This window comes from Pandoraea sp. CB10b_02 (assembly GCF_002216225.1).
In the GTDB taxonomy this organism is placed as follows: domain Bacteria; phylum Pseudomonadota; class Gammaproteobacteria; order Burkholderiales; family Burkholderiaceae; genus Pandoraea; species Pandoraea nosoerga.
In genome coordinates this window covers 26,803-53,015 of record NZ_NJGW02000014.1, presented here as the reverse complement: position 1 = coordinate 53,015, position 26,213 = coordinate 26,803, and the positions used below count along the sequence as shown (strand labels likewise).

The window sequence follows — 26,213 nt, the reverse complement described above, 5'->3', positions numbered from 1 at the left end:
TGGCGCCCTTGCAGGCCATTGCCCCATAAATACCGCGGCAACGATATCCCGCCGACGATGGCGACGAACAAGGCGTGCGCGCGAAAATACGTGCGCATCACGGGGCCGGATGCGCCGCACGCCGCCGATCGATCTCTCGCAAAGTGATATATTCGCCCGGCAATCGAAGGGACATCATGAAAACAGAGATTTTCTACGCGCTGTACCTGATCGCCATCGTGACCGAGGCGATGTCGGGCGCCATCATGGGGATGCAACGCGGCATGGACCGCTTCGGTCTCGCCTTCGTCGGCATGGTCACCGCCCTGGGCGGCGGCACGATCCGCGACGTCCTGTTCGGGCGCCATCCGCTCGTCTGGATTGCGCACCCCGAATATCTGCTGCTCACGCTCGGGGCGGCCACGCTCACTTCCATCATCGCGCGCCACATTCACCGGCTGCGCATGACCTTCGTCACGGTGGACGCCATCGGCCTGGCCGCGTTCACCATCCTCGGCTGCGACATCGGCATGACCGTGAGTACGAGCCCAGTCATCGTGGTACTCGCCGGCGTACTGACGGGCATTGGCGGCGGCATGCTGCGCGACCTGCTGTGCGGCCAGGTGCCGCTGGTGCTGCGCCGTGAAATGTATGCAAGCGTGGCGTGCATCGCAGGCGCCATGTATGTCGGCATGCTGCACTGGGGCGTGGACAATGGCATCGCGACGGGCATCGGCTTCGTGGCCGGCTTCGTCATCCGCATGCTGGCCGTCTGGTTCGGCTGGCGCTTGCGCACGTTCGAAGACGAAACCCCGGCCGACCCGATGCACTGACGACCGACGGGCCGCGACCGCGTGTCCGCAGCCCGTCGATCGATCACCCGCTCAGCGCTCCGCCTGAAGCGCCGCACGCTCCGCAGGCGTGAGCAGCGACATCGCGCGAGAGCTGAGCTCGGCGCCATGCCCCACGATCTGCACGCGGCTGCGCCGGTCGTAGGCGCTTGCCTGCGGGCCCGCCCCGGAGCCGCCGCCGTCGTCCTGCCCACCGCCCGGGCCTGCACCTCGCTCTCCCGTCCCGCTCGCCGTACCGAGCATTCGCACGGTGAATATCGACGGCTGGTTCTGGCGCTGCGCGACGCGCTCGCGCGCCATCGCGTCCTGAGCGGCCGCGGCGGCCTGCGCTGCCGTGGCACTCGCGTTGGTCAGCGCACCGACGTTGACCGCCGCCACGAGCGGCAGTCCCACCGACTTGCCCTGCACCTGCACGTTGGCCGCATTGACCACCGCCAACGCCGCGAAGTTGACGTTGCCCGACACGCGAATCCCCGCTTCGCCGGCGTCGATGGTGCCCAGCGGCGCCACCAGGTCGACGTCGCCGGGCCTGACCTCGGGAATCGGATTGAGCGTGGCGATCCCCGCGCCCGAGGTCGGCACGTTCGGCGAGAGCGTGACGTTGCCCCACGCGTCGTACACGCGCCTGGGCGGCGTGTAGAGCACGGTGGTCTTCGAGCCGCGGCCCGCGTTGATGTCGCCTTCGGCCGACCAGCCCTGAATATCGCCGCCGAAGGTCGTCATCACGCGCGAGAGGCCGAGCAGGATGCTGCCCAGGCTGTACATCCGAATCGCGCCCTCGCCCTGCGTGAGCAGACCGGCCGGCACGGTGGCCGGGTCGGCGGAGGGCGTCACGCCTTCCACGCCCAGCGTGGTCTGTCCGGCAGGCACGAGCAGTTCGATGTCGCCGCCGGAGACGGTGCGGATCCCGCCGTTGGACGTTGCCCCCTGGAACAGGGTCAAGCCGCCGCTGCGGGCGATTGGCCGTGCGTTCGCATCGGTTTGCGGGAACAGCGTGGCGATGGCCTCGCGCCCGCGCAGGTAGCTGCCCGAGCGCTTGCCCGACGCGTCGTTGTACTCGCGGCCTGAGGCCAGCAGTTCCGCGTAGTACGCCTCGCGCACCATCACGCGCTGCTGTTCTGCCGGCAGCGTCAGGAACCAGGCGAGCGCGGCAGCGCCACCCTGCCCCGTGTACCCGAACCGCGTGCGAAGCCAGTCGAGCAGTTCCGCCTCATAGGTCTTTGCCACCTTGCCGGGCTGTGCGGCGAGCGGCTGCGACGGGTCGGCGAGGTTGGCCGGATCGAAATAGCGGCGCGCGAACGCTGCCACGTCGGTCTGCCCCTGGCCCGGCGCGCCGGCGCCCAGCCCCGCCTGCACGACGATGTTCGCGCCGGGTCGCTTGTCGCCCGCCACGAGCGGCCCGAGGCTGGTAAAGCCCGCGACGTTGCCGAGGTAGATGTCGCCGCCGGCGGACACTTCGAAGGTGCCCGGCCCGGCGATGGTGAAGCCGGTGTTGTTGTACGGGCCGTAGAGGATATCGCCTGCGGCCGCCATCATCGACACGTCGGATTCGCGCGTCTGATTGATCAGGCCGTTGGTGTTGACGATGTCGCCGCCCGCCTTGATCTGCACCGGCTTCGACGCCAGATAGTGGGAGGCGTAGCCGGAGGGCGTGTAGAACGTGCGGATCTCGCCGATGCGCGCACTCTGGACGCTGCCGTTTACCGCATAGAGGCGCGACAGGGCGCCGTTGCCGTCTGCGCTCGTGTCGGTGAGCGTGTTCGGACCGAATATCGCGAGTCCGCCGCCAAGTCCCGTGTAGGCGCCATAGCCCGGGTTGTAATCGGTGTTGTAGATGTTCTCGTAGGTGTTGCTGTCGTGATCGGTTCCGCCGCCCCAGTAGTTCGACGCGTTCGCCGTCTGCCAACCGGGCTGAGCGGGCGTCGCCAGAGACGACAAAGAGGTGCCGAGCGTGCCGAACGGGAACGCGCTCACGCTCGCGTTGTTGCGGTTCACGCCGGAGATTGCGTCGCGAGCAAGGAACTGGAAACGGCTGTCCGGCGACGGCATGAGGTAGTCGTAAAACTGCCGCGGTGCGAAGTAGATGCTGCCGCCGGCGGCCGTCACGTCGAGTATCGGCGGCAGATACGTCGTGATGCCGAAGTTGGACGTCACGTTGCCCAGCGGCGACGCGCTGCCTCCGGCCGCGAACAGCCGGATCGCGGTGTCGTCGCGCCACAGCGTGAACCAGCTTGCCGCGTTCGTGCTCACCCCGGCGAGCGTGGCCTGCGTCTGTACGCGCTCCTCGGCGCGCCCGGGGTCGACGACCTTGCCCATCACCACGTCGCCCAGCGCCTGCAGGACGACGTTGCCGTCGCCGGGTGCGACATCCGCGCCATTGCGGCTCAGCGCGGAATACGGCGTGTGGCTGTCCAGACCGCGCGGGTCCGATTGCAGGGCGACGCCGTAGTCACGCAGCAGCATCGCGCCGATATTGCCGTCGGCCGAGACCTTCGTGTCACCGCGAATATCGGCGTAGAGGCCGCCGAAGACGTTCCCGCCGGCCGAGACATTGAGCGAGCCGCCGCCCGTCTGCACGATGCCGGCATCGGTCACGCGGCCGGACCCGCCGACCGCCACGACCACGTTGCGGCTGGCCGTCGCGTCGTCCACGCCGATATTGCCGCCCGCGCGCACGTTGACGTTGCCGCCGCCGAGCGCGCCCATGCCCGAGAACGCCGAGAGGCCCAACGTCGCGGTATAGATGTTGCCGTCGAGCGCATAGGTGCCGAAGTTCACGCCCCATGCCGTCGGCTGGTTCAACGCCGCGCCGCCCTGGCGCAGCACCCAGTTGCCGACCATTTCGCTGTTGGGCTCCTGCCAGCCGAGAATGTTGCCGCCGGCCGAGAGCGTGAAGTCGCCGCCGTCCTGCGTGTACCACATGCGCTGGGCGTTGAGCGTCGCCTCGTAGCCCGCGCGCGCCGGCGTGCCGCTGCCCAGATACGTGCCATCCGGCGCCAGAGCGCGCGGCGCATTCCATGCCGTGCCGGCGCCGGTGCCCGCCACCGGGGTGCCCGCCGTGTACACGCCGAACGGCGAGAGCTGCTGGTAGTCACCGCCCGCATACAGCTCGAGGTCCCCGGTACCGGTGCGCACGACGCTGATGCCGGCCGCCGGGGTGCCGAGGCCCTTGCCCTGCACGTTCACGGTAAACGGATCGTTGAGCACGATGTCGCCGCCCTGGGCCGCGCCGTGCACGGCGCGCGAATCGGGGCTGGCAAGATCGCTGCCCCCAACGAGCCGCATCGACCACGATTGCACGCCCGGCTCGAGCATTGGTGCAATCGCCCAGATCGGCCGTTCTCCCACCTGCGCCTGCGCGGTCGAAACATACATGCCGCCAGGCAGAATCGCGCCCTGCGGGAGATCGAGCGGATTCGCGAGGGCGTAGTTCTTGATGGGCGCGACCGACGTGTTGGCAGGCCACTGCATCTCGGCGAGTCGCATGATGTACGGCCCGCTGTCCGAGAACTGGATCGCGTTCATGCCGGCCTTGAGGATCGTGCCGGGCGGCAGCAGCATGTTCGATGCCGTCGTGCCGACGATGCCCACCAGCGACGAGGTGTTCGTACCGGCCGCGATCCGATAGCCGCCGGGGCCGACGGTCGTACCGTTCTTGAGCCGATAGCCTTCGGGGAGAATGATATCGGCCGTGGTGACCACGTTGGCCTTGATCCGGTTCGAGTTCATATTCCCCCCGAGCACCACGTCGATGGGCAATCGGCTCGTGTCCGACAGGTAAAGCGGTGTGTTCGCGGCCAGATCCAGGCTGAAATTGAGCGTGCCGGTCGCCGGCAGCTTGCTTCCCACCCCGAGCGTGAGCCCGCCGGCCGCCACCGTGTACGGTCCGGTGAGCGTGACGGCCGAAAGTACCGTCTGGTACACCGCGCCGTCGGGTGAGGCCACCGGCGCCCCGAAGCCGTCCGTGATGCTGCCGTTGACCTTCAGGTCGCCGCCTGCGCGCAGCACGAGCACACCGGGCTCGCCCGCGCCGCGCACGCCGGCCGCCGCGCCCGGGCCATACCGGTAGCCCGACAAATCGAGGTCGCCCTTGGTGTTGATATCCGCCGCGCTCGCGATCTCGACGCCGGGCCGCAGGTGAAACGCGTCGCCGTAGCTGGCGAGCCCGGCAAGACGCGACTGCAGCGAGGCGTTGCGCGTCGCATTGTCGATGAATTGGCGGCTGCGCGCGTCGATCTGGGCGAGGCCGACCACGCCGTCGCCGCCCACGGGCGCGCCGGCGGCGTCGCCATTGTCCTGCGTCACGGTGCCATTGGCGTCGGTCGGCGAGTACTTCCAGAAGCCGTTCACGGCGATGCTGCGCGCGCCGGCAATGTCGGGCCGCGCCGACGCATCGATGCGAATGTCGCCGCTGGTTTCGTCCGCGCGCGGCGCGTTGATGTCGATCCGGCCGCGCGCCACGCCGTCCGGCGAACGCATGTCGAAGCGCACTCCGTCGCCGAGCCGCACCGTGCCGGTGCTCGACGTGAGCGCAACATGGCCGCGGTTCGACGCGTCGATGCTCGCGCCGTAACTGTCGGTCACGAGGCGGGTGGCATGCGTGTCGAGTACGGCGCCGCGACCGAGCGCGAGGTCCCCCAGCGCCGAGAGGATGATGGCGCCCGGCGTGGCGCCCGACGCGTCGATCGTGCCGATGACGGCGAGGCTGCCGTTGTCGGTCGCAATGCTCACGTTGCCGGCCCGTACCCCGTCGCCCACGGTGAGATCGCCCTGGCGCAAGCGGAACGCACGCGAGCCGAAGAAGCCGCCGTCGTTGAGCGACTGGTTGAGCGCGGCGAAGCCCTCGCCGCTCAACGAGCCGACGTCCAGGGCGAACTGAGCGCCGGTCTGCCCGGGCTCTGCCATGCCGAGTACGCTCGCATCGACGCTCACCTGTCCCTGCGGTGCACTGAGGCCGAGCGAGCCGGCTGCCGCATGCGGCGACGAGACGTCGATGACGGCGCCGCGTTGCAGCGCGATGTTGCCGTTGGCGCTCGCGAGCTGGATCTTGCCGCCCCAGCTCGGCTGCGTCACGTCGAAAAAGGCCGTATCGCGGCCGGCGAGATCGAGACTGGCCTGCGGGCCGATGACGATCGCCCCGTCCGCATCGATCGAGAGCTTGCCGCTCGGCAGGGCCAGGGCGGTCTGCACGTCGACACTGCGCCCTCTGAACGCCAGCGACGCGCCGAGATCCTGTACAGCCGCCGTGGGCGCCGGGCTTCCTCCTGCGGGCGCCGTGAGCGAGATGGTTCCGCCCGCGTCGTAGCGCATCGACGAACCGGCCTTGCCGGTGACGAGCGGCGCGACGATGTGCAGGTCGCCGCCACGGCGCGAGCCGTCAGCCGCCTGCGTGCCCCCTACCGTGAGTGTGCCGAGGTGGTTTGCCGTGACCCGTTCGGAGGCTTGCAGCGTCACGTCGGAGAATCCAAGCGTCAGGCGATCGAGCGCGCTCTGGCGTTGCGCCTGGCTCAGCTCGTCGTAGCCGAACTCGATCGTGCGCGCGTCCACGACGAGTTTGCCGGTACCGGTGCCGGGTCCGCCCGCGAGCACTGCGGCGGGCGCTTGCGAGCCGAACGGACTGTCCGTCGTGCCCGAGCCGGTCGAGACGCCGTTCCACAGGAAGTGCGACGTCGACAGGCGCACGACATCGGTGCTGCTGCCCAGTCCGTAGAACGCCGGCGAGTTGAACACCATCTGCACGGGGGAGTCGCCCGTGTCGAGGGTCGTCGTGCCGAAGAAGTTGAACGAGCCGCCGGCTGTCAGCGTCAGGCGCTCGAGCGCCGGAACGCCCGACGAAGCCGAGGGCCGCAGGAGGGTGTCGAGCGCATCCTGCGTGAGCTTCCAGCCAGCCGGCGCGCTCGCCATGGCGGCCGGCTCGCCGATGTTGATCTGGTCCTGCGACACGGTCAGATAGCGCGCGCCGAGATTGACGTCACCGAGTGACAGCGCCCCGGGCGCCGCAAAGGCGATGGTGCCCCGCGTGAGCAACGACGCCCCGTCGCCGACGCTCACCGTACCGTAGCCGTCCGATGGCAGGAACTCGAGCCATCCATTGCCGACGGCAAGCAGGCCCGGGTGATCGGCGAGGTACTTCCCTGCGGCCAGTCCCGTGGCATAGACATAGCCATAGCGCGAATCGATGACGTTCCCGTCAAAGCCGCGCGTGTCGATGCTTGCACCACTCTCGACGTTGACCGCCTTGCCGACGAGGAACACCTGTCCGGCGCGCAGCGCCGCGCCGCTGCGCACCGTCACACCGTTGTACAGCAACCCGTCGTTGCCGAAATACAGGCGTGCGCTGTCGCCCAGCGAGCTCTGTCCGTCGAAATACGTCCAGTACCCGCCCAGTCCGAGCGAGGGTGCCGCAAACGCGTTCAGATCGCGATCGACGAGCGAGACCATGCCTGCCGTTGGCGCCGCGCCCGGCGTGCGCACTTCGATGAGCGACGCGCCGCCCGTGACGAACAGCGCGCCGTCCACGCCCGTCACCTCGGGTGTCTGCACGCCGCCGAAGCGCACGGTGCCGGCAAAGTCGAGCGCGGGGCCGGCCGTCGTGGCGGGCTGGAACGCGATGTTGAGCAGTTTGCCGTCCTCGGGCAGACGCGCGCGCACCGTGCCGAACTGCTTTGCCTGCGAGAGCAGGAATTCGCTGAGCGTCGTCTCGTTGAATTGCGAGAGCTTGCGCACCGCCGCGCCGGGCGTGACGATCAGGCGCGTGAGCTGGTTGTCGTACTGCCCCGTGCCCGCCGTGCGCTGCGTGCCGGCGGCCGTCCACGAGCCGTCGCCGGTCGGCATGGCCGCTAACGCGGCGCCTTCACGCAGCGGGACCGTACCGGCCAGTTCCACGCGATACGCGCCGGGCATGAGCGCAAAGCTCGACGGCATCAACGTATAGGTGCCGGCGGGCAGCCCTGGCACGCCGTCGCCGATGGTGATCTGCCGGCCGACGGCGGGGTCGCCCGCGCCGTTGTCGAGCACCACCGGCGCATATTGGCTCTTGTAGCCCGGCAGGATCGCGTACACCCGGTTGCCGGCCGAGCTGTAAGCGTTGGCCGCCGGGTTCGCGTTGGCCAGTGGCGTGGCCAGCACGTTGACGGAGCCGCCGCGCCCGGAGACGAACCCCTCACCGTGCAGCGTGCCGCCGCCCGACAGGTCGATCACGGCGCCGGCTTCGCCCACGAGATGCGCGGCGCCGATGTTCACGCCCGTCGCAAGCACGCGTGTATCGCCGGACTTCACGCCGCTCGTGTCGCCGCGCGACACGAAGGTGTCGGCAAGGTTGTATTGCGTCGCATACCGGCCGCCGACGTTCAGACCGCGGTAAGTCACGCCGTCGGTCGTGCCGCCGTAGGGCATCTCGAGTCCCGCCGCGCTCACCGACGTCAGACTGCCGTTGCGCAGAATGACCGTGGGGTCGGTCTGCACGGCGTTGAGCACGCCGTTCTGGCCGAGCAACAGCACCTGTTGCCAGTCCGTGCCCAGATTGCCGCCCACGGTATTGAGCGAAATCACGCCGAGCGGCGCACGCACCACGCCGCCCTGATCGATGGCGCCGCCCATCAGAATGAGCTGCCCGAACACCGAGTACGGGGTGTCCGGCGTGCCCGCGCCGTTCGCGCGGATCGTCAGACGGCTGTCCGGCGCGATGCCCGTGTACCGGTCGCCCGCGATCACCGCGGCGTAGCCCGACGAGACCGGATAGACCTGCGCGGCCGTGAGGTTGATGTTGCCCTGCGCGTTCAGGCCGCCGGCAAGACGAATGTCGCCGGCGCTCACGAGCGACAGGTCGGCAAAGCCGTCTTGCGCCACGAACGTCGAAGGCACGGACGTACCGGCGATGTTACCGACCCCCTCCCATGCCGACGCGCCCGAGACCACGCGCCCCGCCACGTCGATGAGATTGCCCGAGAACGTGAGTGCGCTGTGGCCGGCCGACGCCTGCCCCGCACGCGGGCTGTAGACGCCCGGCACGAACGTGTCGTTGTCGAGCAGCGTGGGCGCGTCCCACGAGCCGCCGTCCAGACGGATGTATGGCGCCGCGATCCGGACCTGCGCGTCCGGCGTCCGGTCCGACACGGTGAGCAAGCCGCCCTTGAGATTCACGCTGCCCGCCAGCGACAGATCGAGGTCGCCCTGGAAAACGAAGCGATCGTGCGTGGAGAGCACCAGGTTGTCGAAGGCGCCCGCCCGCAGCTTGTCCACGCCGATGACCGCCTTGCCGTATTGCAGCGGGCTGACCGATGCGTCCGATGCCGGCGCATTCTGCACGAGCGTGATGTCATGCACGTTCGCGAACTGCGTGGGCAGATTCGCCGAATCGGTGTAGGTGCGGGTGTCGAAGTAAACGCCGAGCGTGCCGCCCGTGGCGCCCGCGCCGGCGGCGCCGGCCGCGGCCCGCAGCGTGCCCTCGAGCGCAAAGCCGTTGTTCGAATGCAGCGTGATGCTGCCGCCGTCTCCCGCGAGCGTCACGCCGTCCGGCGCGCCGGACGCCGCCGTGCCGGCGGTACGATCGACGCGCGCCGCTGCGCCCGACACGTCGAGCACCGCCCCCGGGCGGACCACGACATACGCGTCGCTGGGGTTCACGGTGATGCTGCCGCCATCGGGCGCGATACCGTAGGCCCGGCCGAGCGTGTCGTGGGCCACGTAGGCGCGCGCCGCGGCGTCGAGCCGCGCATCGTCGCCGATCCAGATCGCGCGCGTCGGGTCGTTCGCGTAGCCGATGCCGGCACTCTGCCCCGTCGCAGCCAGCGCAATGCTGCCGCCCCAGGCGTTGAGCGTGCCGTCGATCGTCAGTTGTCCTTCGCTGCTCAGGCGAATCGATTGCCCGGGGTCCACCGTGATCGTGGCGCCGCGACCGATCGTGAGCGGCGCGAGACCGTTCGAGCCGTCGTAACCGGCGCTGAGCGCCGCGCTCGCGCCCGCACGCCGGGCGAGCGTGGCGCCGAGCGGGTTCTCGGTGTACTGCGGCGGCGTCCACACGCTCAGCACGCGCATCGGATCGCTGCCGGTGGCCGCGCGCCCCGCGAGTTCGGGATCCGCACGCAGGACCGGCATAATCACCTCGAGCGCCGTGTTCTCGGCGACGACCAGCCCGTCGTGCCCGTTCACGCGATAGTTCGAGAACCCCCGCTGGAAGATCGCCGGATCCACGCGGACCTGAGACGGCGTCGCCGCATCCGCCTGCGGCGCCGGGCCGATGGCAAGCGCGCCTCCGGTCGAAAGACTCAGTGTGCCCCCGCCATTGACGCCATAGCCGCGCACGTCGCCAAGCCAGCTCAGGCGCCCCTGCGTGGGCACGCTGCCCACGCTGTGCCCGGCCTCTAGCGTGACATCGCCGCCGGAGCCGCCATCCACCGATCCGTTGGCGCGCATCACGGCGCCCGAGGACACGTCGATGCGCGCGCCTGCGCCGATGCCGACGTCGCCCGTGCTCACGACCGATACATCGCCCCCATTGACGAAGGGCAGCGCCGCCGTGCCGTTGCCGTCGAGCGCCAGATTGCTCCACAAGCCCGTCGTGTCGAGACGCACGCCGTCGGCGGCGGACACGGCGGCGGACACGGCGGCGGTGCCGGCCGCGCCGCCCGGGTCCGCCGCCGGCGGCAACACGATCTCGGTGCTTACGCCGCTCTCGCCCACATGCGAGACGACGTTGCCGAGCGCAATCGTGCCGCCGTGCGCAGTGAGGCCAGCGGCCACGCTCACGTGCGGTGCATACAAGGCGATCGTGCCGCCCGGCGTCACGCTCAGCGCCCCTTCGACGCGCAGCGAGTCGCTCGCGGCCGCACGAATGGCCCCCACGCCGAAGAGGCTCACGTAGCGGCTGTCGAGGGCGAGCGTGGTGCCCGCATCGCGCGCGGCGGCCTCGGCCGCCGGCGCATCGCCGGTGAAGACGATCGTGCTGGCGACAGGCGACAGATTGTAGAAAACGCCCGTCGCGCCGAGCGATGGCGTCCAGTTTGCAGCGGACTGATAGCTGCCCAGTATCAGCTCGGCGCCCCGAGCCGCCGCCTGCTGGGCTTGCAGGTAGCCATCCGCCAGGGTCGCGTCGGCGGCCTTGACCTGCGACGGGCCCTGATACGTGGCGGCGACCACGTCGCCGGCGAGCGACGCGGTGGGCGTCGAGATGATGAGACGTCCTGCGTCGCGGCCTACGGTGTAGCCGTTTTGCAGCACGCGTTGCGGCGCGATGAGCGGGCTCGCATACGACTCCGTCGCGCTCGTGCCCCAGCGCGGGTGCAGGGCGTCGAAGCCTGTGTAGACGCCGCTGTACGCGACATTCGCGGGCGCCGCGTTGGCGTTGTAGATCTGGCCGTCCGCACCGCGCAGCCACGTCTGGTTCAGATAGCCCGTCTGCACGTCGAGCGAGCCGCCCGACACGTTGATGGTCGACCCCGCCTGCGTCACGGCATTGCCGCCGCTGAACGCCACCGTGCCGCCCTGCGCGGCCCATTCGCCGATGCGATGGCCGATGTTGTCCAGATAACCGCCGACCTCGAGCAGCCCGCCTGGCGTGTAGTAGCGGTCCTTGTCGTAGCCGCCGGCGCCGGCCGCCGTGTGCAGCAGGCGCCGCCGGTCGATCCAGATGTTGGCATTGTTGAGCGCGGCCCGGTCGCGGTTGGTGGGCGAGTCGCGCTGCTCGTTGCCCTGCACGTTGATCTTGACGTTGTTGCTGTCCATCGACAGTGACACGCCCACCGCGCCCGAGACGTCGAGCTGCGCACCGGTCGCCACGAAACTGCGGCCCGTCGCGCTCACGGCGAGCTGGCCGCCCGTGGCGAGCGTCAGCGAGTTGCCCTGGAATTCGACGTTGCCGCCGCTCACGATTTCCACGCGCGACTGATCGCGGCGGTCGTCGAGACGAGACAGGTTGTCGAACAGGTCGACGGGGCTCTGACGACGGATGAAGTCCTGCGCCGCCGAGTCCTTGATGATGGCCGAGCGCTGGCTGTCGAGCGCCGTGGCGCCGTTGTCGCTGATCAGGACCGAGGTGAGCGCGCCGTTGCCGAGCGTCACCTTGCCTTGCGTGTCGCTTGCCGAGTTGAGCAGGTGGATCGTGCCGCGCGTATTGACCGTCGTCGTCGACACCGCCACGCCGAGTTGCTGCACGTCTCGGCCCGCCAACGTGATGTCGCCCTCCGGCGCCATCAACAGCCCCGTGTTGACGACTTTTCCTGCCGTGCTGTCTGCCACGAGCTGCGGCGAGATTTCGTTGCCGCGCGTGGTCGACGATGTGTTCGCATCCGTGCCCACACCCTTGCGGATCACGAAGCTGTCGCCGGCAGCGAGCGCGACCTGCCCTTGCGGCGTGACGATCGTCCCCGCGTTGCTCACGTCCTTGCCGAGCAACAGCACGTAGCCGCCGCCCTGCGTCACCGACGTGGGCGTGCGTGTCGTGATGCTCGCGCCGGCCTGCACCTCGACCTTGCCCAGCGCGTCGGTGAAGCTCGGCGTCGTTCCATTCGCGCCGTAGAGCCCACCGGTCTTGAACTGCGCGTCGCTCATGTTCGCCGCCGCAACTACCAGATTGCGCGTATCGACTTGACTGGCGCCGCCGAAGATCACGCCGTTGCGGTTGAGCACCAGCACGGTGCCGTCGCCGTGAATCTGCCCCTGGATCCGGCTCGGCCGCGCCTGCGGATCGTTCACGCGGTTGAGCACCGCCCAATCGCTTTGTTGCGCGAAGTTCACCGACGTGTTGCGACCGACGTTGAACGTCTCCCAGTTCAGGATCGCCTTGTCGGCCGTCTGCTGGATGTTGACGTTGGTCTTGCCGTTCGAGGTGCTTTGCGTGGGCGCCTGCGCGTTGATCCAGCCCTTGGTGAGGCTATTGGTATCGACCTTGAGACCGCCTTCGGCGAGGCCATCCGGAATCGTGGCATCGCTGTTGGCCGCGGCCGCACGCGCGCTCGCCTGCGCCGCCTGCATCGCGGCAATGCCCTGCGCCGCCGAGCCCAGATTCGCAATCGAGCGCTGCAGTTGGGCATTGGCCTGTTGCTGCTGCGCCGAGGGGTCCATGAGCGCGGTGACCGGCATGCCGTTCGGCAGGCGTCCCGTCTGTGAGGCCGTCGTCTGCGCCGCGCCGCGCGCCGCGAACCATGCACTGCTGAACGCTTGTTGCGCGTGGGCGCTGCTCCACAACCCGCTGCTGGCCAGAAAGACGGCCACGGCCCGCATGGTCGGGGAGATGATGGACGAAGGGATAGGAGAGCTGGCCGTGACGCGCCTGCGCGTCCGGAGGGGATGGCGTCGTCGGTTCGTTGCTGCGCCCTGGTGCCCGCGTGAGTTCATCTGGAATTCAGCCTGTGGTGGATGCGTCCTCCTAAAGACACGCGCACTGCACGAAATCCCCCAACTTTTTCGATGCCGCTCGAACGCAATTCCGCTGCGCCCCGCGCCAGACGCGAGCGCAGGGACTTCAACTCAGGATCAGCACACCGCCGGGCAACGCGCGTGACGTGAGGCCGAACGAGCGCTCGATCTGCAGCAGCGCTTCGTTCAGGATGGCGATGGAAAAACGTCCGCTCACGGGTTCGCCGCGGCGCGATTCGGCGAGCAGCACGACACGCCCGGGACGATAGCGGTTGATCTCGTCGATGACCTTCGCCAGCGGCGTCTGGCGAAACACCAGTTCGCCGCGCCGCCACGCCGACACGGCCGCCGGTTCGACGCCCGTCACGCCGCCGATCGCATCGTCGCGATAGACCGTCTGCTCGCGCGCTGCGAGCCGTCGTTCCCCAGCCGGATGCACGACGCGCACCGTGCCCTCCAGGCAGCTCACGCACACCCGGCCGTCGAGATAGCGCACTTCGAAGCGGCCTGCCCGCGCCACACTGCGCCCCACCCCGGCGCTCACGCCAAAGGGCTCGCGCGCGGACGCCAGATCGACGGCGACTTCCCCCGTAAGCAGATCGAGGCCGTTGGTGCGCCCGTCGCGCGTGTGTCGGCGCACGCTCGTCTGCGTGTTGAGCATGACGTCGACGCGCCCCGCAGCCGACGCCAGCGCGATATCGCGCTGCTCGCCGGTCGCGGTACGGTAATCGGCGGACCATGTGCCCACGGATGGCCACAGGCCCAGCGGCGGATACACCGCCGCCACGCCCGCCACCGCCGCTGCGCTCAGCCCCACACCGAGAAACGCCCGCCGGCTGGCCAATCCATTGCCGCGGGCGGCGCGCGAGCCGGCCGGGGGCCGACTCGCCAGACGACGATGGCGCGCCGCAGCCTCCGGGTCCGCACGCAGCCACTCGCCGATGGCCGGCCGCATCGCATGCCATTGCCGTTTGGCGTCGTCGAACGCCTCGGCGTGCGCCGCGCTCGTCCCCTGCCAGCGGCGAAATGCGTGCAGGTCCACCTGCCGCACGTCGCCACCGCTCAGACGGGCGAGCCAGATCCGTGCTTCCTGGCGAAGCACGTCGTCGTGATCGGTCCGCTCACGGGTTGCCTGCGGTGTGGTCATGGCGCGGTGTCTGCACTGGCAAGTCGATGACGTCGCACATTTTGCGCATGCGGCGCCGAAATATTTTTTGTCTTCATCGAGATGACATCTTTCATGGCGCGTTTCCGCCAACTTTTTTTGCGAGCCCGCGCCCGCCCGCCCGCGCAGGCCCCTCGCGGCGGGCCATCTGCTCGGCGCAGAAGTCCTGCGCGCGCCGCAGCTCGTGCTCCACGACGCTGACAGTTACCCCGAGGCGGGCAGCCACCTCCTTTTGCGACAGGCCCTCCCAGCGCACGAGCAGCAGCACGTCGCGTCGGCGCTGCGGCAGACGCTCGATGGCGCGCACGAGGGCGGCCATGTCCGCTCGCGCGCCGGTCGTCTGCTCCGGCCCGGGCGAGGCGTCCGGCATCTCGAGAATCTCGTCGATTTCGCTCGCGCTCGCCTGCTGGCTGTTGCTGCGCAGGTGGTTGATGGCGATGTTGGTCGCCATGCGCAAGAGGAACCCGTGCGGATTGAGGACCGTGGCCTGGTCCTCGAGGCGCGTCAGCCGCAGCCATGTGTCGTGCAGCGCGTCTTCGGCCAGCTCCGGGCTGCGCAGCGAGCGCACGAGATGCCGCTTCAGATCCAGATAGCGGGTGGACAGATAGGCCATGAGGGCCAGCCGGACTTCTTCCGTCATGACGCACGGGCCCCGGTGCGGCACGCCGGGCCGCCCCGCGAGGCCGGCAGGATCAGCATGGCGAACGGCTGCGGCATGTCGGGCAGCGGCGGCTGCGACACGCGCACGCGCGAGAGCGTGTCGACGAGCGTGCGGGCCATCGGCGTCTCGCTCGTCTCGGAGAGCACACGGACGTCGACCACCCGGCCGTCCGGCGCGACACGAAAGCGAAGCAGCGCGCGATAGCGCGTCGCCGACGTGCGCGTGTCGGCGCAGATCGCCTGCCAGACCTCCGTTTGCACGAGCGCATCGTAGTCGGCGAACCGCACGGCGGGGTCGGGCTCGTCGGACGGCGTGCGCGTGGCGTCCCGCGCCGCGGGCACCAGCACGAACGTCGACACGCCTGAGGTACTGGCCGTCTCCACCGCGAGACCGGTGCCGTCCACCAGACGACGCAACGCCTCGAGCGCCGTGTACTGGCCGGAGACGGGTGAGGCCGTGCGCCCGGCAACGAGCGCGCTGCTGAACAGCGCCGAGCGTCCGGAAACGGTGGAGAACAATTCCAGTGCCATGTCGAGGGGTTGCGCGGGGATATCGAACGTGAATCGTCTGTCGCCGGCGCCCGCCGCGGCCTGCGTGGCAGTCGTCTGCGCCTGTGCGCGGACGATCCCGGGAGCGCCCGCCAGGCTCAAGCCGCACACGAGGCCTGCCAGCACGAGCGCGCGGGCCGATGGCGGATTGCCTGTCATCTCGAGGGAACGATCGTCGGGGTACCGGGTGGGCGTCGAGCCGCTGTCTCGCCTGAAATGTCGTTGAATATTGTGACTTTTCAGTGACAAACGACATTCTTGCGGGGCGCGCCCCGTCTATACGCCAGCGGCTTCTCGCCGCGAGGCGACGGGCGTGCGCGTGCGCGTCGCCACGCAGGCAGGCACGTTGGCAGTCGTCGGGCCGCCGCGGACATGGACTTCCTCGTGCGGCGGCATTGCCGCTCGTCACGCGTCGGCGTGCGAGCCAGGCGGTTGGCGGCGCGCGGCAGAAGGCGCCGTCGGCGCCGTCGCCGCCTTCGGAGCGCTTGTGGCCATGCCGCGCCTGATGGGACGGCGCGACTCGCTGATCCCGCCGCTGGCGGTGCGCCCGGTGCGCGTGGCGCAGTAGTCGAGTGTCTGGCGCAGCAGCGTGTCCACCTTGCGCACCGACAGGCCGTGACGCGCGGCGACCTCCTCGCGGGTCAGATCCTCGACGCGCAACTCCATCAGCACGCGCCGGTGGTACCCCGACATGTCCTCCAGCGCCCGGGCCAGCGCGGCCAGCTCCGACCGGGCGCCGGCGACCGCCTCCGGCCCCGGGCCGCGATCGGGCAGCGCATCGAACACTTCGTTCTCGTCGGCGATCGACGCCCACATGCGACGACCGCGCATCTGATCGACGGCAAGGTTGTACGCCATCCGGAACACATACGTCTCGGCGCTGTGTACGGCATCGGGCAACGTGGCGCTGCCGAGCCGCACCCACGCCTCGTGCAGGCTGTCGCTGGCCGTGTCGGCGCAACCGATGCGCCGCGACAGCCGGCGCAGCAGCCTGTCGTAGTTCGACGCCAGGCATTCGCGCAGCGCCTGCGTGGCCGCACTCTCCAGCGCCGCCCCGTCGACATCTGATGGTTCCGTCCCATCCGGTGGTTCCGACCCATCCGGTGCTTCCGTGGCTTCCGACGCCCCGCACGCCTTTGCTGCGCCGCCGCGCACGCCGTGTGCCGTACTCATCCCCACGTCAGCATCCCCGTCGCCCGGAGTTCCCCGGACTTCCCCGTACCGCGCGTGCGCGAACATTGTGTGCCCCCGATACCCATGAACGCCTGTGTCTGTCATCCATTGCAGACCTCAATGACATGACGGATATCAAAGGGCAAATCCGCACACTATTTTTTGTAACGCGATGCCGGAGTCACGGGCGCGCCCGGAACGGCACGGCGAAAACGCGAAAATGCGAAAACGCCCCTCCTGCCCCTCCTGCCCCTCCTGCCCCTCCTGTCCCTCCTGTCCGCGTCATCGAGCGCCCCTGGACGCTGTGGAAAGCGTCAGGCAGCGGCGCTGCGGCGCGATTGACGCGGAGCGGGGTGCACGCTTAGCGTCCGAGCGCCCCGCATTGCACCTGGCCGGACACCGGGTCCTTGCGACACGCGGTGGCGCCCTGCCCGTCGAACGAAATCGAGCCCTGTGCATTGGCCGGCTCGCCGGGAAAACGTCCCGGCGGCGAGCGCTGCGGATCGGCCAGCTCGCGCATCTGCATGCTGCTGGCGGCGGACATCTCGCGCTGACGAAGCATGTCGCGCTCACCCTGCGCCATGCCCTGGCCGAATTGTGCGCCAACGCCAGTCGGGCGTTCTTGGCGAGGCGCCGGCGGCGTGAGCGCAATGCCCGGAGCGCCGTCCCCTGCGCTCTGGTTGGACTGCCGAATGCTGTCGAGCTCCCCGCTCTGCAAGTAGGACTGGGCTGCGGCAGGGCCGGCGACGCAGGCGCTCGCGGCGCCGAGACACACGCACAGCAGCGCTCTCGTGGACAGGTTTCGAGTCATTTTCGCTTCGGTTTCATGTCGCTTCGGTTTCATCTCGCCCCGGGCGCATCCGCAGATGCGTGAATCGAATTTTCGGGCGCACAGTTTAGCGTTTTGCGCCATGGAGTCCCGAACATCCCCAGAGGGGCGAAAAGAGCGACCGTGCGACGCCGGTGTTCGCCGCCTCACGAAAACGAAAAGCGCCTCGCGGGATACCCCGGAGGCGCTTGGGTGAGCGTCGGCAGCGCCGTTTTCTCGCGTGGCTGGCGCGGCCGGCGCTTCTCAGCCGCGACGCGTTGCGAGCTCGGCGCCCTGGCGCAGCGCTTCGAGCATGCTGCCTTCGTCGGCGATGCCCTTGCCGGCGATGTCGAACGCCGTGCCATGATCGACCGACGTGCGCACGACCTGCAGGCCGACGGTGACGTTCACGCCCGCTTCGAGGCCCAGCACCTTGACCGGACCATGGCCCTGATCGTGATACATGGCGACGACCAGATCGAAGTCGCCGCGCCCGGCACGGAAGAACAGCGTGTCGGCAGGCAGCGGCCCCTCGATGTCCCAGCCGCGCTCGCGCAATCGCTCTACCGCCGGCACGATCTTCTCTTCCTCTTCCCCGTAGCCGAACAGGCCGTTTTCGCCAGCGTGCGGGTTGATGCCGCAAACGGCGATGCGCGGCTTGGCGATGCCGGCCTTCACGAGCGTGGCATGACCGCGCTCGATCGTGCGCTGCACCAGGCCTGGCTCGATCTTGCGGATCGCGTCGATGATGCCGATATGGGTCGTCACGTGAATCACGCGCAGTTGCGGCGCGACCAGCATCATCGACACTTCGTCCACACCGGTCAGGTGCGCGAGCATTTCCGTGTGCCCGGGGAATTTGTGGCCGCCCGCATGCAGGGCTTCCTTGTTCAGCGGTGCGGTGCAGATCGCGTCGATCTCGCCCGCCTCGGCCAGCTTTGCCGCGACCGCGATGTATTGATACGCCGCGTCGCCCGCCACGGCCGAGAGTTCGCCGAATGGCAGATCTTCCGGAATGAGGTTCAGGTCGATGCACTCGATCACGCCAGGCGTGAAGGTCGCGTCGGCGATCTTCTCGATGCGACGCACCGTGAGCGCGCCCTTGACGATCGCGATCGCCCGTTCGAGACGGCGCGCGTCGCCGATGACGACCGGACGGCATTGCGCGTACACGCTGTCGTGCGCCAGGCTCTTGACGATGATTTCCGGGCCGACGCCGGCCGCGTCACCCATCGTGATGCCAATGACAGGGAGGTATTGATTCATGGCGTATCCGTTGGTATCCGTTTCGTTGAGGCTGCCCGGAGCGTTCTCCAGGCCATGGTGTTCTGTTGTCGCTTCAGGCCGCCGGCCGCACGCGATACGCGGCGCTCACCCGCCGGCCATGCCCGCGCGCAAATGGCGATAGGCGCTGTGCAGCGCGGCTTCACCGCCGAAGGCGCCGGCCTTCGTGACGATATGCACGGGGGAGCCGTCGGCCGGCCGCCCCACTGCCACGCCCGGCTCGACCTCCGAGAGCAGTTCCAGCGCACCGATCCCGGCCGCGCTCAGCATGGCGCGCGCCGTCTCGCCGCCGGTGACGACAAGGCCCGACAGGCGTGCGAAGTGCGGCGCGATCAGCGCTGCGAGCGCCGCGGACAGTTGCGCGCCTTCTGCAGGATCGAAGGCGTCGTCCCGGCCGATTCGCACAAGCAGGTCCGTTCCCGCGTCGATCGCCTCGCCGATGCGCTCGCACCAGCGTGCGGCGTCGGGGTGAGCGGCTCCTGCGCGCAACACCGCGGGCGGCACAATCCACTCGACCACCGCGTTCTCGGCGCACAGTCGCGCGCACTGCTGTTGCGCCACCTCCGAGAGGCTGCCGACCAGCGTGAGCACACGCGCGCCGCTAGGCGCGGGAGACGGGGCGGCCTCCGTGTCGTCGTGATGTGCGCGGTCTGCCTGGTTCGCGTGGTCCGCATGGTGGGCCGGGCCGAACAGAACCGGCAGCGCGGCCAGCTCCCGCGCGAGGCCGCCCGAACCTACCCAGAAGACGTCCGTCAGCGTCGCGCTCGCGCGCGCCAGCATGGCCAGATCGTCGTGCGTCTGCGCGTCGACGATCAAGGCCGTCACGCCTTGCTCGCGCGCCTGTGAAACAATCGCGGCGAACGATTCGATCACGGCGTCGGCATCGCCGCGCAAGCGATTTACGGACACCGTGCGCGTGCGCAAGCCGGCAGCGGCGAGCATCGGTGCGAGACGCGCTTCCTGGCCTTCGTGCTCCAGGCGCCACGTGTCCGTTCGTGCGAGCGGCACACCGCGCACAAACACTTCGCCGTTTTCCACCGTGCGTCCGGTCGCCGGAAATGCAGGCGCGACAATTGCCAGTCCCGCGAGCGGCTGCAGCGCCGCCACTTCCGCGACCCAGTTGCCGCGCAAGGTCGAGTCGATCTTCTTGTAGAGCCGACGCCCCGGCGCGGCCAGCCGCTGCCACGCGGCGACTGCGCGCAACGCCGCTTCGGCAGGCTTCAGGCGACGCGTATCCGTATCGATCGCCACCACCTGGGCGGCCGCACTGAAGCCGTCGACGTCGAGCGACACCACGCTGCGGCGGCCGGCATTGGTGAATCCGATCGCGCAGTCGGCGGCGCCCGACAGATCGTCGGCGACAATCAGCATGCTCACTGCACCGCTCCCTTGGCCGCGAGGCCGCGGGCGGCGACACGCCTGGCGACGGCCGCCGTCAGGATCGGCGAGACGATGGCCGTCACGACCACGCAGGCGGCCACCAGCAGCGTGGCGCTCTTGGCGGCCTCTTCGTAGACCGGATTGGCCGCCGCGATGAGCGCGGGTACGGCAGCGGCATTGCCCGCCGTGTTCGCCGCCGCAGTGCCGGCCACGCCCGTGCCGCCCGTAAGACGGTCGACGATATACAGCGGAATGCCCGTCACCACGACCACCGCGAAGCCGAGCAGGATGCCCAGCAGCCCGGCCTGCCAGACCTTGTGCAGATCGAGACCGGCGCCCAGCGCGAGCGCGAAGAACGGAATCATCACCGGCACGGCGCGGCCCAGGAAATCGCGCATCTCGCGATCGAGGTTGCCGAGCAGCATGCCTACAGCGAGCGGCAGGATACTGCCCACCAGCGTCGGCCACGGGAAAGCGGACAAGCCCGCCACACCCAGCGTCACCATCGTCAGGAACGGACCGGACTCGAGGGACATGATCGTGTAGGCGCCCACATCTTCCGAGCGGCCGTACTGCCCCATCAGCGCCATGTACAAGCCGCCATTGGTGTCGTTCATTGCCGCGACGACGGCCAGCGTGGAGATGCCCGCGAACAGGCCGGACGAGACCGGCGCCTCGCCAAGGAAGTGCCCGAGCACCACGCCGACGACAATGGCCGCGCCGACCTTGGCCGCGAACAGCGCGCCGCCCTTCTTGACGAGATACGGCGTGGCCTTCACATCGATGCTCGCGCCCATGCAGACGTAGAACACCGCCAGAATCGGCAACGCGCCGGTGAAGAGTGCGTTGGTAAACGAGCCGAAGAACTTCGGCATGCCCGGCATGAACGTGGCAATGAGCGAGCCGATCAGCAGCGGGACAATCATCATCCCGCCCGGCACGCGCTCGATGGCGCGCTTGATTCGAATTTGAGCCATTGTTGTCTCCCGACTGATTAATTTTGACAAATCAATCATTATTTTGATCGATTCGAGCAAACCGAAGTCTAATCGTTGCCAGAAATTTGTGCAAATTTTGTGAATCGGGGTTTATCCTCGGTGTTCCCCGCTCTGCCCCCGGTTTTCCAGAGGCAGCACCACGCAAAAATGATTGAATCGATCATTTTCGGGACGTCACGCGATCATCGCCGCACGGCGCGCTCGGGGCGGCCGGCATCGCGCGATCGGCGCTCGCCTCGGGCTACACTATGCGCGCGGCGCGGCCATCGCGGCGGCCGGCCGTCTCCTGTCACGCTACGACCGCAATGACCGCTACCGCATCCGTCCTGTCTTCATGAAAGTTGCCAACCGCCGCGAGGCGATCTACAAAGCCGTTCTGACGGGCATGACCGACGTTGCCGCGCTGTGCGCCCACTTCGGCATGTCGGAAGCCACCGTGCGCCGCGACCTGCGCGCATTGGCCGACGAGCGTCGCATCGTGCGCACGTATGGCGGCGCCGCCGCACCGGTGCGCATGCACGAACCCGAAGAGTCGCTCGAATTGCGCCGCGAGAGCTTTCGTGAACAGAAGGACGCCATCGCGCGCGCCGCCGTGGCGCACGTGGACGACGGCGACACCATCTTTCTCGACGGCGGCACCACGACCGAAGCCATGGCGCAGTTCCTCGCCGGACGCGAAGCCGTGCATGTCATCACGAACAACCTGCTGGCCGTGGGCGCGCTCGCGGCAAACAAGGTGCCCGTCACGCTCATCGGCGGCGACGTGCGCCCGTCGAGCATGAGCGTGCTCGGCCCGCTCGCGCAGCTGGCGCTCTCGCGGGTGTCCGTCGACAAGGCCTTTCTCGGCGCGGACGGCGTAGTCGCCGGCCGCGGACTGTGCGAAGCGTCGGCCGAACAGGCCTGGCTCAAGGAGTGCATCATCCGCCAGTCGGCGAGCGTCTACGTTCTGGTCACGGCGAACAAACTCGACCGGGCGAGCCAGCAGCACTGGACGCCGCTCGAGCGCATGTGGACGCTTGTCACCGACGCGCGGCGCGAGGATGCGGCGCTCGCGGGTTTCGTGGCACGCCCGGAGATCACCATCGAATCGGTGGGTTGATCCGGCCTCGATCCGGCCTGGGTCCCGCCCTGACCGGCTGTCGACATCACCGGACGCCCGTCGCGCGCCCGGTATGATGGCGACGGTGCCGCCCATGCTTCGCACCCATTTCCCCCGACTTCGCCTCATTCACTTCGACGACAGCCATGACACAAGACGCCTCGCTCATTGCCGCATTCGCGCCAACCGGCGTACTGCGCGCGTGCATCAATCTCGGCAACCCGGTGCTCGCCGGACGCGACGCGCAATCGCGACCGATCGGCATCTCGGTGGACCTGGCCGCCGCGCTGGCGCAACGTCTTGGCGTCGCGCTCGAACCGATCGTCGTCGACACCGCCGCCCGAGCCGTGGAGACCGTCTCCGCCGGCGACGCGGACGTGGGGTTCTTCGCGGTCGATCCGCGCCGCGCCACCGCCATCGCGTTCACCGAACCGTACCTGCTCATCGAAGGCTATTACCTCGTGCCGAAGTGCTCGCCGGTGCAGACGAACGCGGACGTGGACCGCAGCGGCACACGGGTGGTCGTCGGCAAGGGCAGCGCATACGACCTGTTCCTGACCCGCGAGCTGCAACACGCGGAAATCGTGCGCGCACCAACGTCGCCCGCCGTCGTGAGAACATTCCTCGACGGCGGCTACGAAGTGGCCGCCGGCGTGAAGCAGCAGCTTGAGGCGGACATTCAGGGCACGCCCGGCTATCGACTGCTCGGCGAACGCTTCATGGTGATCCGGCAGGCGATGGGCTTGCCGATCGGGCGCGGCGAAGCGGCGGCGAAGTATCTCGCGACGTTCGTCGACGAAATGAAAACGTCGGGCTACGTCGCACAGGCGCTGCAGCGCCACCGTATCTCCGGCGTATCGGTCGCGCCGTAAGCTGCATTCAGCCGCGTTCAGCCGCATTCAGCCCATTCAGCCATTCGGACTTCGCCAGGCTGCACACGGACTCATGCCATTCGCCGCCTGCGCTCCTACTTCCGTCAGGCTTCGCGCAAGGCCGGGTGGGAGCCCTTGCCCAGCACGACATTCGCCGCTACGGCAACGACGATGTTTGCCGCCAGCGCAATGAGACCGGTGTAGAGGGAAACCTTGTCGCCACCGAGCGTGAACGTGTGTACCGGCTTGATGCCATCCACGAACGCGAGCCAGCTTCCGCACACGATGCCGACCGCCCATCCGCACAACAGCGCGCGCGCACCGAACCAGCTCACGAACACGCCGAAGACGAGCGCCGGGAACGTCTGCAGGATCCACACGCCGCCAAGCAATTGCAGATCCAGCGCGAATTGCGTCGGCAGAAACAGGATGAACACCAGTGCACCGAACTTCACGACGAGCGAGACGATCTTGGCGACCTTCGCCTCTCCTTCATGCGAGATGTCGGGGTTGACGTAAGGCTTCCAGAAGTTGCGCGTGAACAGGTTCGATGCGCCAATGGACATCACCGCCGCCGGCACCAGCGCGCCGATCGCGATGGCGGCAAACGCAAAGCCCGCGAACCAGCTCGGAAACAAGCCGTTGAACAGTGCCGGGACAACGTCGTTGTTCGTCTGCACTTTCACGCCCGCGGCGTATGCCATGAAGCCGAGCAGCGCGATCAGCCCGAGCAGTACCGTGTAGGCCGGCAGGAACACCGCGTTCTTGCGAATCGTATTGGCGTTCTTCGCAGCGAACACGCCCGTCAGCGTGTGGGGATACATGAACGCGGCAAGCGCGGAGCCGATCGCCAACGTCGCAAAGGGCAGGAATTGCGCAGGTTGGAGCGTCAGCCCCGTCGCGCCGCCCTTCTTCGCGAAGACATCGCGCGCGGTATCGAACACGACGCCGTAACCGCCCAGCTTGGCCGGCACCACGATCACCGCGACGAGCACGACGATGTAGATCATCAGATCCTTGACGAACGCGATCAGCGCCGGCGCACGCAGCCCGGCGGTGTACGTGTACAGCGCCAGGATAACGAATGCCGCGAGCAGCGGGATCTCGCCCGCCAGGCCAAGCGCCTTGATGACGACCTCCATCCCGATCAGTTGCAGCGCGATGTAGGGCATCGTCGCCACGACGCCGGTGAGTGCCACGGCGAATTCCAGCGGACGCGACTGATAGCGCCCGTACACGACGTCCGCCGCGGTGACGTGCCCCGCTTTGTGCGCCGCGTGCCACAGCTTCGGCATGATCAGGAAGACGATCGGGTAGACGAGAATCGTGTAGGGCAGCGCGAAGAATCCGTAGGCGCCAACCGCGTAGACCAGTGCCGGCACGGCAATCACGGTGTACGCGGTGTAAAAGTCGCCGCCGACGAGAAACCAGGTAATCCACGTGCCGAAGTTGCGCCCGCCCAGCCCCCATTCATTGAGATTGGCGCCCTTGGGTCCGCCACCCGCCATCCAGCGCGAGGCCCAGAAACCCATCACGGTCACGAGGACAAAGAAAAACACGAAGACCGACAACGCGGTCCAGTTGATCGCGGAGGCGGCCATTTATTCCTCTCCCTTCCTCAGACCGTCGCGAAACACGATCCAGATGATCAGCGACGTGAGCGGCACCCAGGCAAACTGATACCAGTAGAAGAACGGAAAACCCCACAGCGACGGCAACTCCCGGTTGTAGAAAGGGACCCACAACAGGCCGATGAACGGCAGCAATAGCAATAACCGCATTTGAGCGTCTCTCCTCGCTTTCTGGTTGGACTCGTGCGTATCGACTCGCCACTGTTTTTCACTCTAGTCCAACGGCATGGAGTTTGCTCAGCACCCCGCAAAGCCCCGACGCACGGGGGCTGGCGGGATCTTGCCGGTGTTGCGCGTGTTGAAACGATCGGGTAGGTCCGGCCCGGTCCTGCGCCTCGCTTTTGCAGCGCGATCAGGCCGGTCGGTCTGCGTCAGGACAACGTCTGCGGCGCCTTGCGTTTTCGCCGGCCGTCTCCGGGCGTCGCCGCGCTCGCCACTGCCTTGCTCCCGGCGCGGTGTCTCGCGGCGCAGGCTTCGCCAAGGGCGACCATGGCGTCGGTGAGCTGCGCCATGCGGCATCCAGTCGCCCAACATGTTCGGTATCCGCGGTGATGAGGACCTGGGTGGCGGCACGCACCTCACCTTCGATCTCGTGAATCAGTTTTCGGTGGGCACTGGCGCCGTACAGCCGCCCACCAAAGGGCTATTCGGCCGCAATGCGTGGATCGGCATGAACAACGAGCGGTATGGATCGCTCAGGCTCGGAAATCAGTACGACTTCATGATCGACGCGCTCTTCTTCGGGCGAACCGACGCCGCACTGGCCGTGGGCGGCCTGTACAACTTTCGGGCCGGCCCGTTCCAGAAGCTCGCGCTGCCTTACAACCCGCCGTATGCCAGCCAGTTCGACTGGGACCGCATGTCGGGGCAGACGGTGACGAATTCGGTCAAGTATCTATCGCCGTCGCTCAGGGGACTTCGCTTCGGCGCTACGATCTCGGCTCGGTGGGCCTCAATGCCCTGGTGACAACGGTCCGCAACACCGCCAACGGAGCGGCCGTCGCACAGGGACAGGTCGGCGTGACCTACCAGTGGGACCCGCAGATGCAGGCTGGCGTGGATTACATGTACATGAAAGGCAACGGCTATCTGGACAACAACCACGCCCACCAGATTTCCGCCATCCTCAACTACTTCCTGTCCAAACGCACGAAGGCTTATACGGAAGTGGTGTATCAACGCACGAACGCCAGCGCACAAGCCCTGGTGAGCGGCATCGTCGAGCCGAACGGCACGTCCGGCGGGCCCACCCAGCTCGTCGTCCGGGTGGGCGTGTTGACGAGGTTCTGAGCATCGAAAGCCGGCGTAACGCCTCCCTCGCGAATGGCTGAAGGATCCTCGCGCGGGCTGTCAATACGGAGCTCACCTACCGTGTCGGCGCCGCCTCGGCGGCCGCCGGCGTCCGTTCGG

17 protein-coding genes are annotated in these 26,213 nt (G+C 68.3%); 5 read left to right on the top strand and 12 right to left on the bottom strand.

The window, feature by feature from the left end; all coding sequences use genetic code 11:
- Positions 1 to 176 precede the first annotated feature (176 nt).
- Entirely contained in the window at positions 177 to 812 is a 636-nt protein-coding gene (locus CDN36_RS15485; protein ID WP_150556231.1) for a trimeric intracellular cation channel family protein, read from the top strand.
- Positions 813 to 863: 51 nt separating this feature from the next.
- On the opposite strand, the gene CDN36_RS15480 is transcribed toward CDN36_RS15485, so the two are convergent.
- The 9 genes from CDN36_RS15480 to CDN36_RS15440 all read right to left on the bottom strand — a co-directional run bounded on the left by CDN36_RS15480 (position 864) and on the right by CDN36_RS15440 (position 21,180).
- On the bottom strand, positions 864 to 13,049 hold the full coding sequence (locus CDN36_RS15480) for a filamentous hemagglutinin family protein (protein WP_502920373.1): 12,186 nt from the start codon (positions 13,047 to 13,049) through the stop codon (positions 864 to 866).
- A gap of 241 nt (positions 13,050 to 13,290) precedes the next feature.
- Entirely contained in the window at positions 13,291 to 14,331 is a 1,041-nt protein-coding gene (locus CDN36_RS15475; RefSeq protein ID WP_150556233.1) for a FecR family protein, read from the bottom strand.
- 91 nt (positions 14,332 to 14,422) lie between these two features.
- Positions 14,423 to 14,989, bottom strand: a complete 567-nt coding sequence (locus tag CDN36_RS15470; RefSeq protein WP_150556234.1) for an RNA polymerase sigma factor — start codon at positions 14,987 to 14,989, stop codon at positions 14,423 to 14,425.
- Positions 14,986 to 15,717 carry an STN domain-containing protein gene (locus tag CDN36_RS15465; RefSeq protein WP_287497200.1) on the bottom strand — a complete coding sequence of 244 codons (732 nt, stop codon included), beginning with the start codon at positions 15,715 to 15,717 and terminating at the stop codon, positions 14,986 to 14,988. Before CDN36_RS15465 ends, CDN36_RS15470 begins: the two co-directional genes overlap by 4 nt.
- 246 nt (positions 15,718 to 15,963) lie before the next feature.
- On the bottom strand, positions 15,964 to 16,731 hold the full coding sequence (locus tag CDN36_RS15460; protein ID WP_287497199.1) for an RNA polymerase sigma factor: 768 nt from the start codon (positions 16,729 to 16,731) through the stop codon (positions 15,964 to 15,966).
- 361 nt (positions 16,732 to 17,092) lie between these two features.
- A complete protein-coding gene (locus CDN36_RS15455) occupies positions 17,093 to 17,542 on the bottom strand; it encodes a hypothetical protein (protein ID WP_287497198.1) in 450 nt (149 codons plus the stop codon).
- Positions 17,543 to 17,803: 261 nt separating this feature from the next.
- On the bottom strand, positions 17,804 to 18,805 hold the full coding sequence (gene pdxA / locus CDN36_RS15450) for a 4-hydroxythreonine-4-phosphate dehydrogenase PdxA (RefSeq protein WP_241013963.1): 1,002 nt from the start codon (positions 18,803 to 18,805) through the stop codon (positions 17,804 to 17,806).
- 105 nt (positions 18,806 to 18,910) lie between these two features.
- Positions 18,911 to 20,200 carry a four-carbon acid sugar kinase family protein gene (locus tag CDN36_RS15445; protein ID WP_244958180.1) on the bottom strand — a complete coding sequence of 430 codons (1,290 nt, stop codon included), beginning with the start codon at positions 20,198 to 20,200 and terminating at the stop codon, positions 18,911 to 18,913.
- On the bottom strand, positions 20,197 to 21,180 hold the full coding sequence (locus tag CDN36_RS15440) for a 2-keto-3-deoxygluconate permease (RefSeq protein ID WP_150556238.1): 984 nt from the start codon (positions 21,178 to 21,180) through the stop codon (positions 20,197 to 20,199). The genes CDN36_RS15445 and CDN36_RS15440 overlap by 4 nt, the downstream gene beginning before the upstream one ends.
- A 355-nt stretch (positions 21,181 to 21,535) precedes the next feature.
- Here CDN36_RS15440 and CDN36_RS15435 point away from each other — a divergent pair, with 355 nt between their 5' ends.
- Both CDN36_RS15435 and CDN36_RS15430 read left to right on the top strand, forming a co-directional pair.
- Positions 21,536 to 22,300: a DeoR/GlpR family DNA-binding transcription regulator gene (locus CDN36_RS15435; RefSeq protein WP_287497197.1), complete on the top strand. Its 765-nt coding sequence runs from the start codon at positions 21,536 to 21,538 to the stop codon at positions 22,298 to 22,300.
- Between the two features lie 146 nt (positions 22,301 to 22,446).
- Positions 22,447 to 23,172, top strand: coding sequence for an ABC transporter substrate-binding protein (locus tag CDN36_RS15430; protein WP_287497196.1), 726 nt, complete (start codon positions 22,447 to 22,449; stop codon positions 23,170 to 23,172).
- Between the two features lie 104 nt (positions 23,173 to 23,276).
- On the opposite strand, the gene mctP is transcribed toward CDN36_RS15430, so the two are convergent.
- From mctP to CDN36_RS15415, 3 genes are all read right to left on the bottom strand, one after another.
- Entirely contained in the window at positions 23,277 to 24,773 is a 1,497-nt protein-coding gene (mctP, locus tag CDN36_RS15425) for a monocarboxylate uptake permease MctP (RefSeq protein WP_150556241.1), read from the bottom strand.
- A complete protein-coding gene (locus tag CDN36_RS15420) occupies positions 24,774 to 24,953 on the bottom strand; it encodes a DUF3311 domain-containing protein (RefSeq protein ID WP_150556242.1) in 180 nt (59 codons plus the stop codon).
- A 221-nt stretch (positions 24,954 to 25,174) separates the two neighbouring features.
- Positions 25,175 to 25,315: a hypothetical protein gene (locus CDN36_RS15415; RefSeq protein WP_287497195.1), complete on the bottom strand. Its 141-nt coding sequence runs from the start codon at positions 25,313 to 25,315 to the stop codon at positions 25,175 to 25,177.
- Positions 25,316 to 25,335: 20 nt separating this feature from the next.
- On the opposite strand from CDN36_RS15415, the gene CDN36_RS15410 reads away from it, so the two are divergent.
- Together CDN36_RS15410 and CDN36_RS15405 are read left to right on the top strand one after the other, a co-directional pair.
- Positions 25,336 to 25,770 (top strand): porin, encoded by a 435-nt coding sequence (locus CDN36_RS15410; RefSeq protein ID WP_353846864.1) that lies wholly within the window; start codon positions 25,336 to 25,338, stop codon positions 25,768 to 25,770.
- The gene (locus CDN36_RS15405) at positions 25,767 to 26,093 is read left to right on the top strand and encodes a porin (protein WP_287497194.1); all 327 of its coding nucleotides are present in this window, start codon (positions 25,767 to 25,769) and stop codon (positions 26,091 to 26,093) included. The genes CDN36_RS15410 and CDN36_RS15405 overlap by 4 nt, the downstream gene beginning before the upstream one ends.
- Positions 26,094 to 26,213 lie beyond the last annotated feature (120 nt).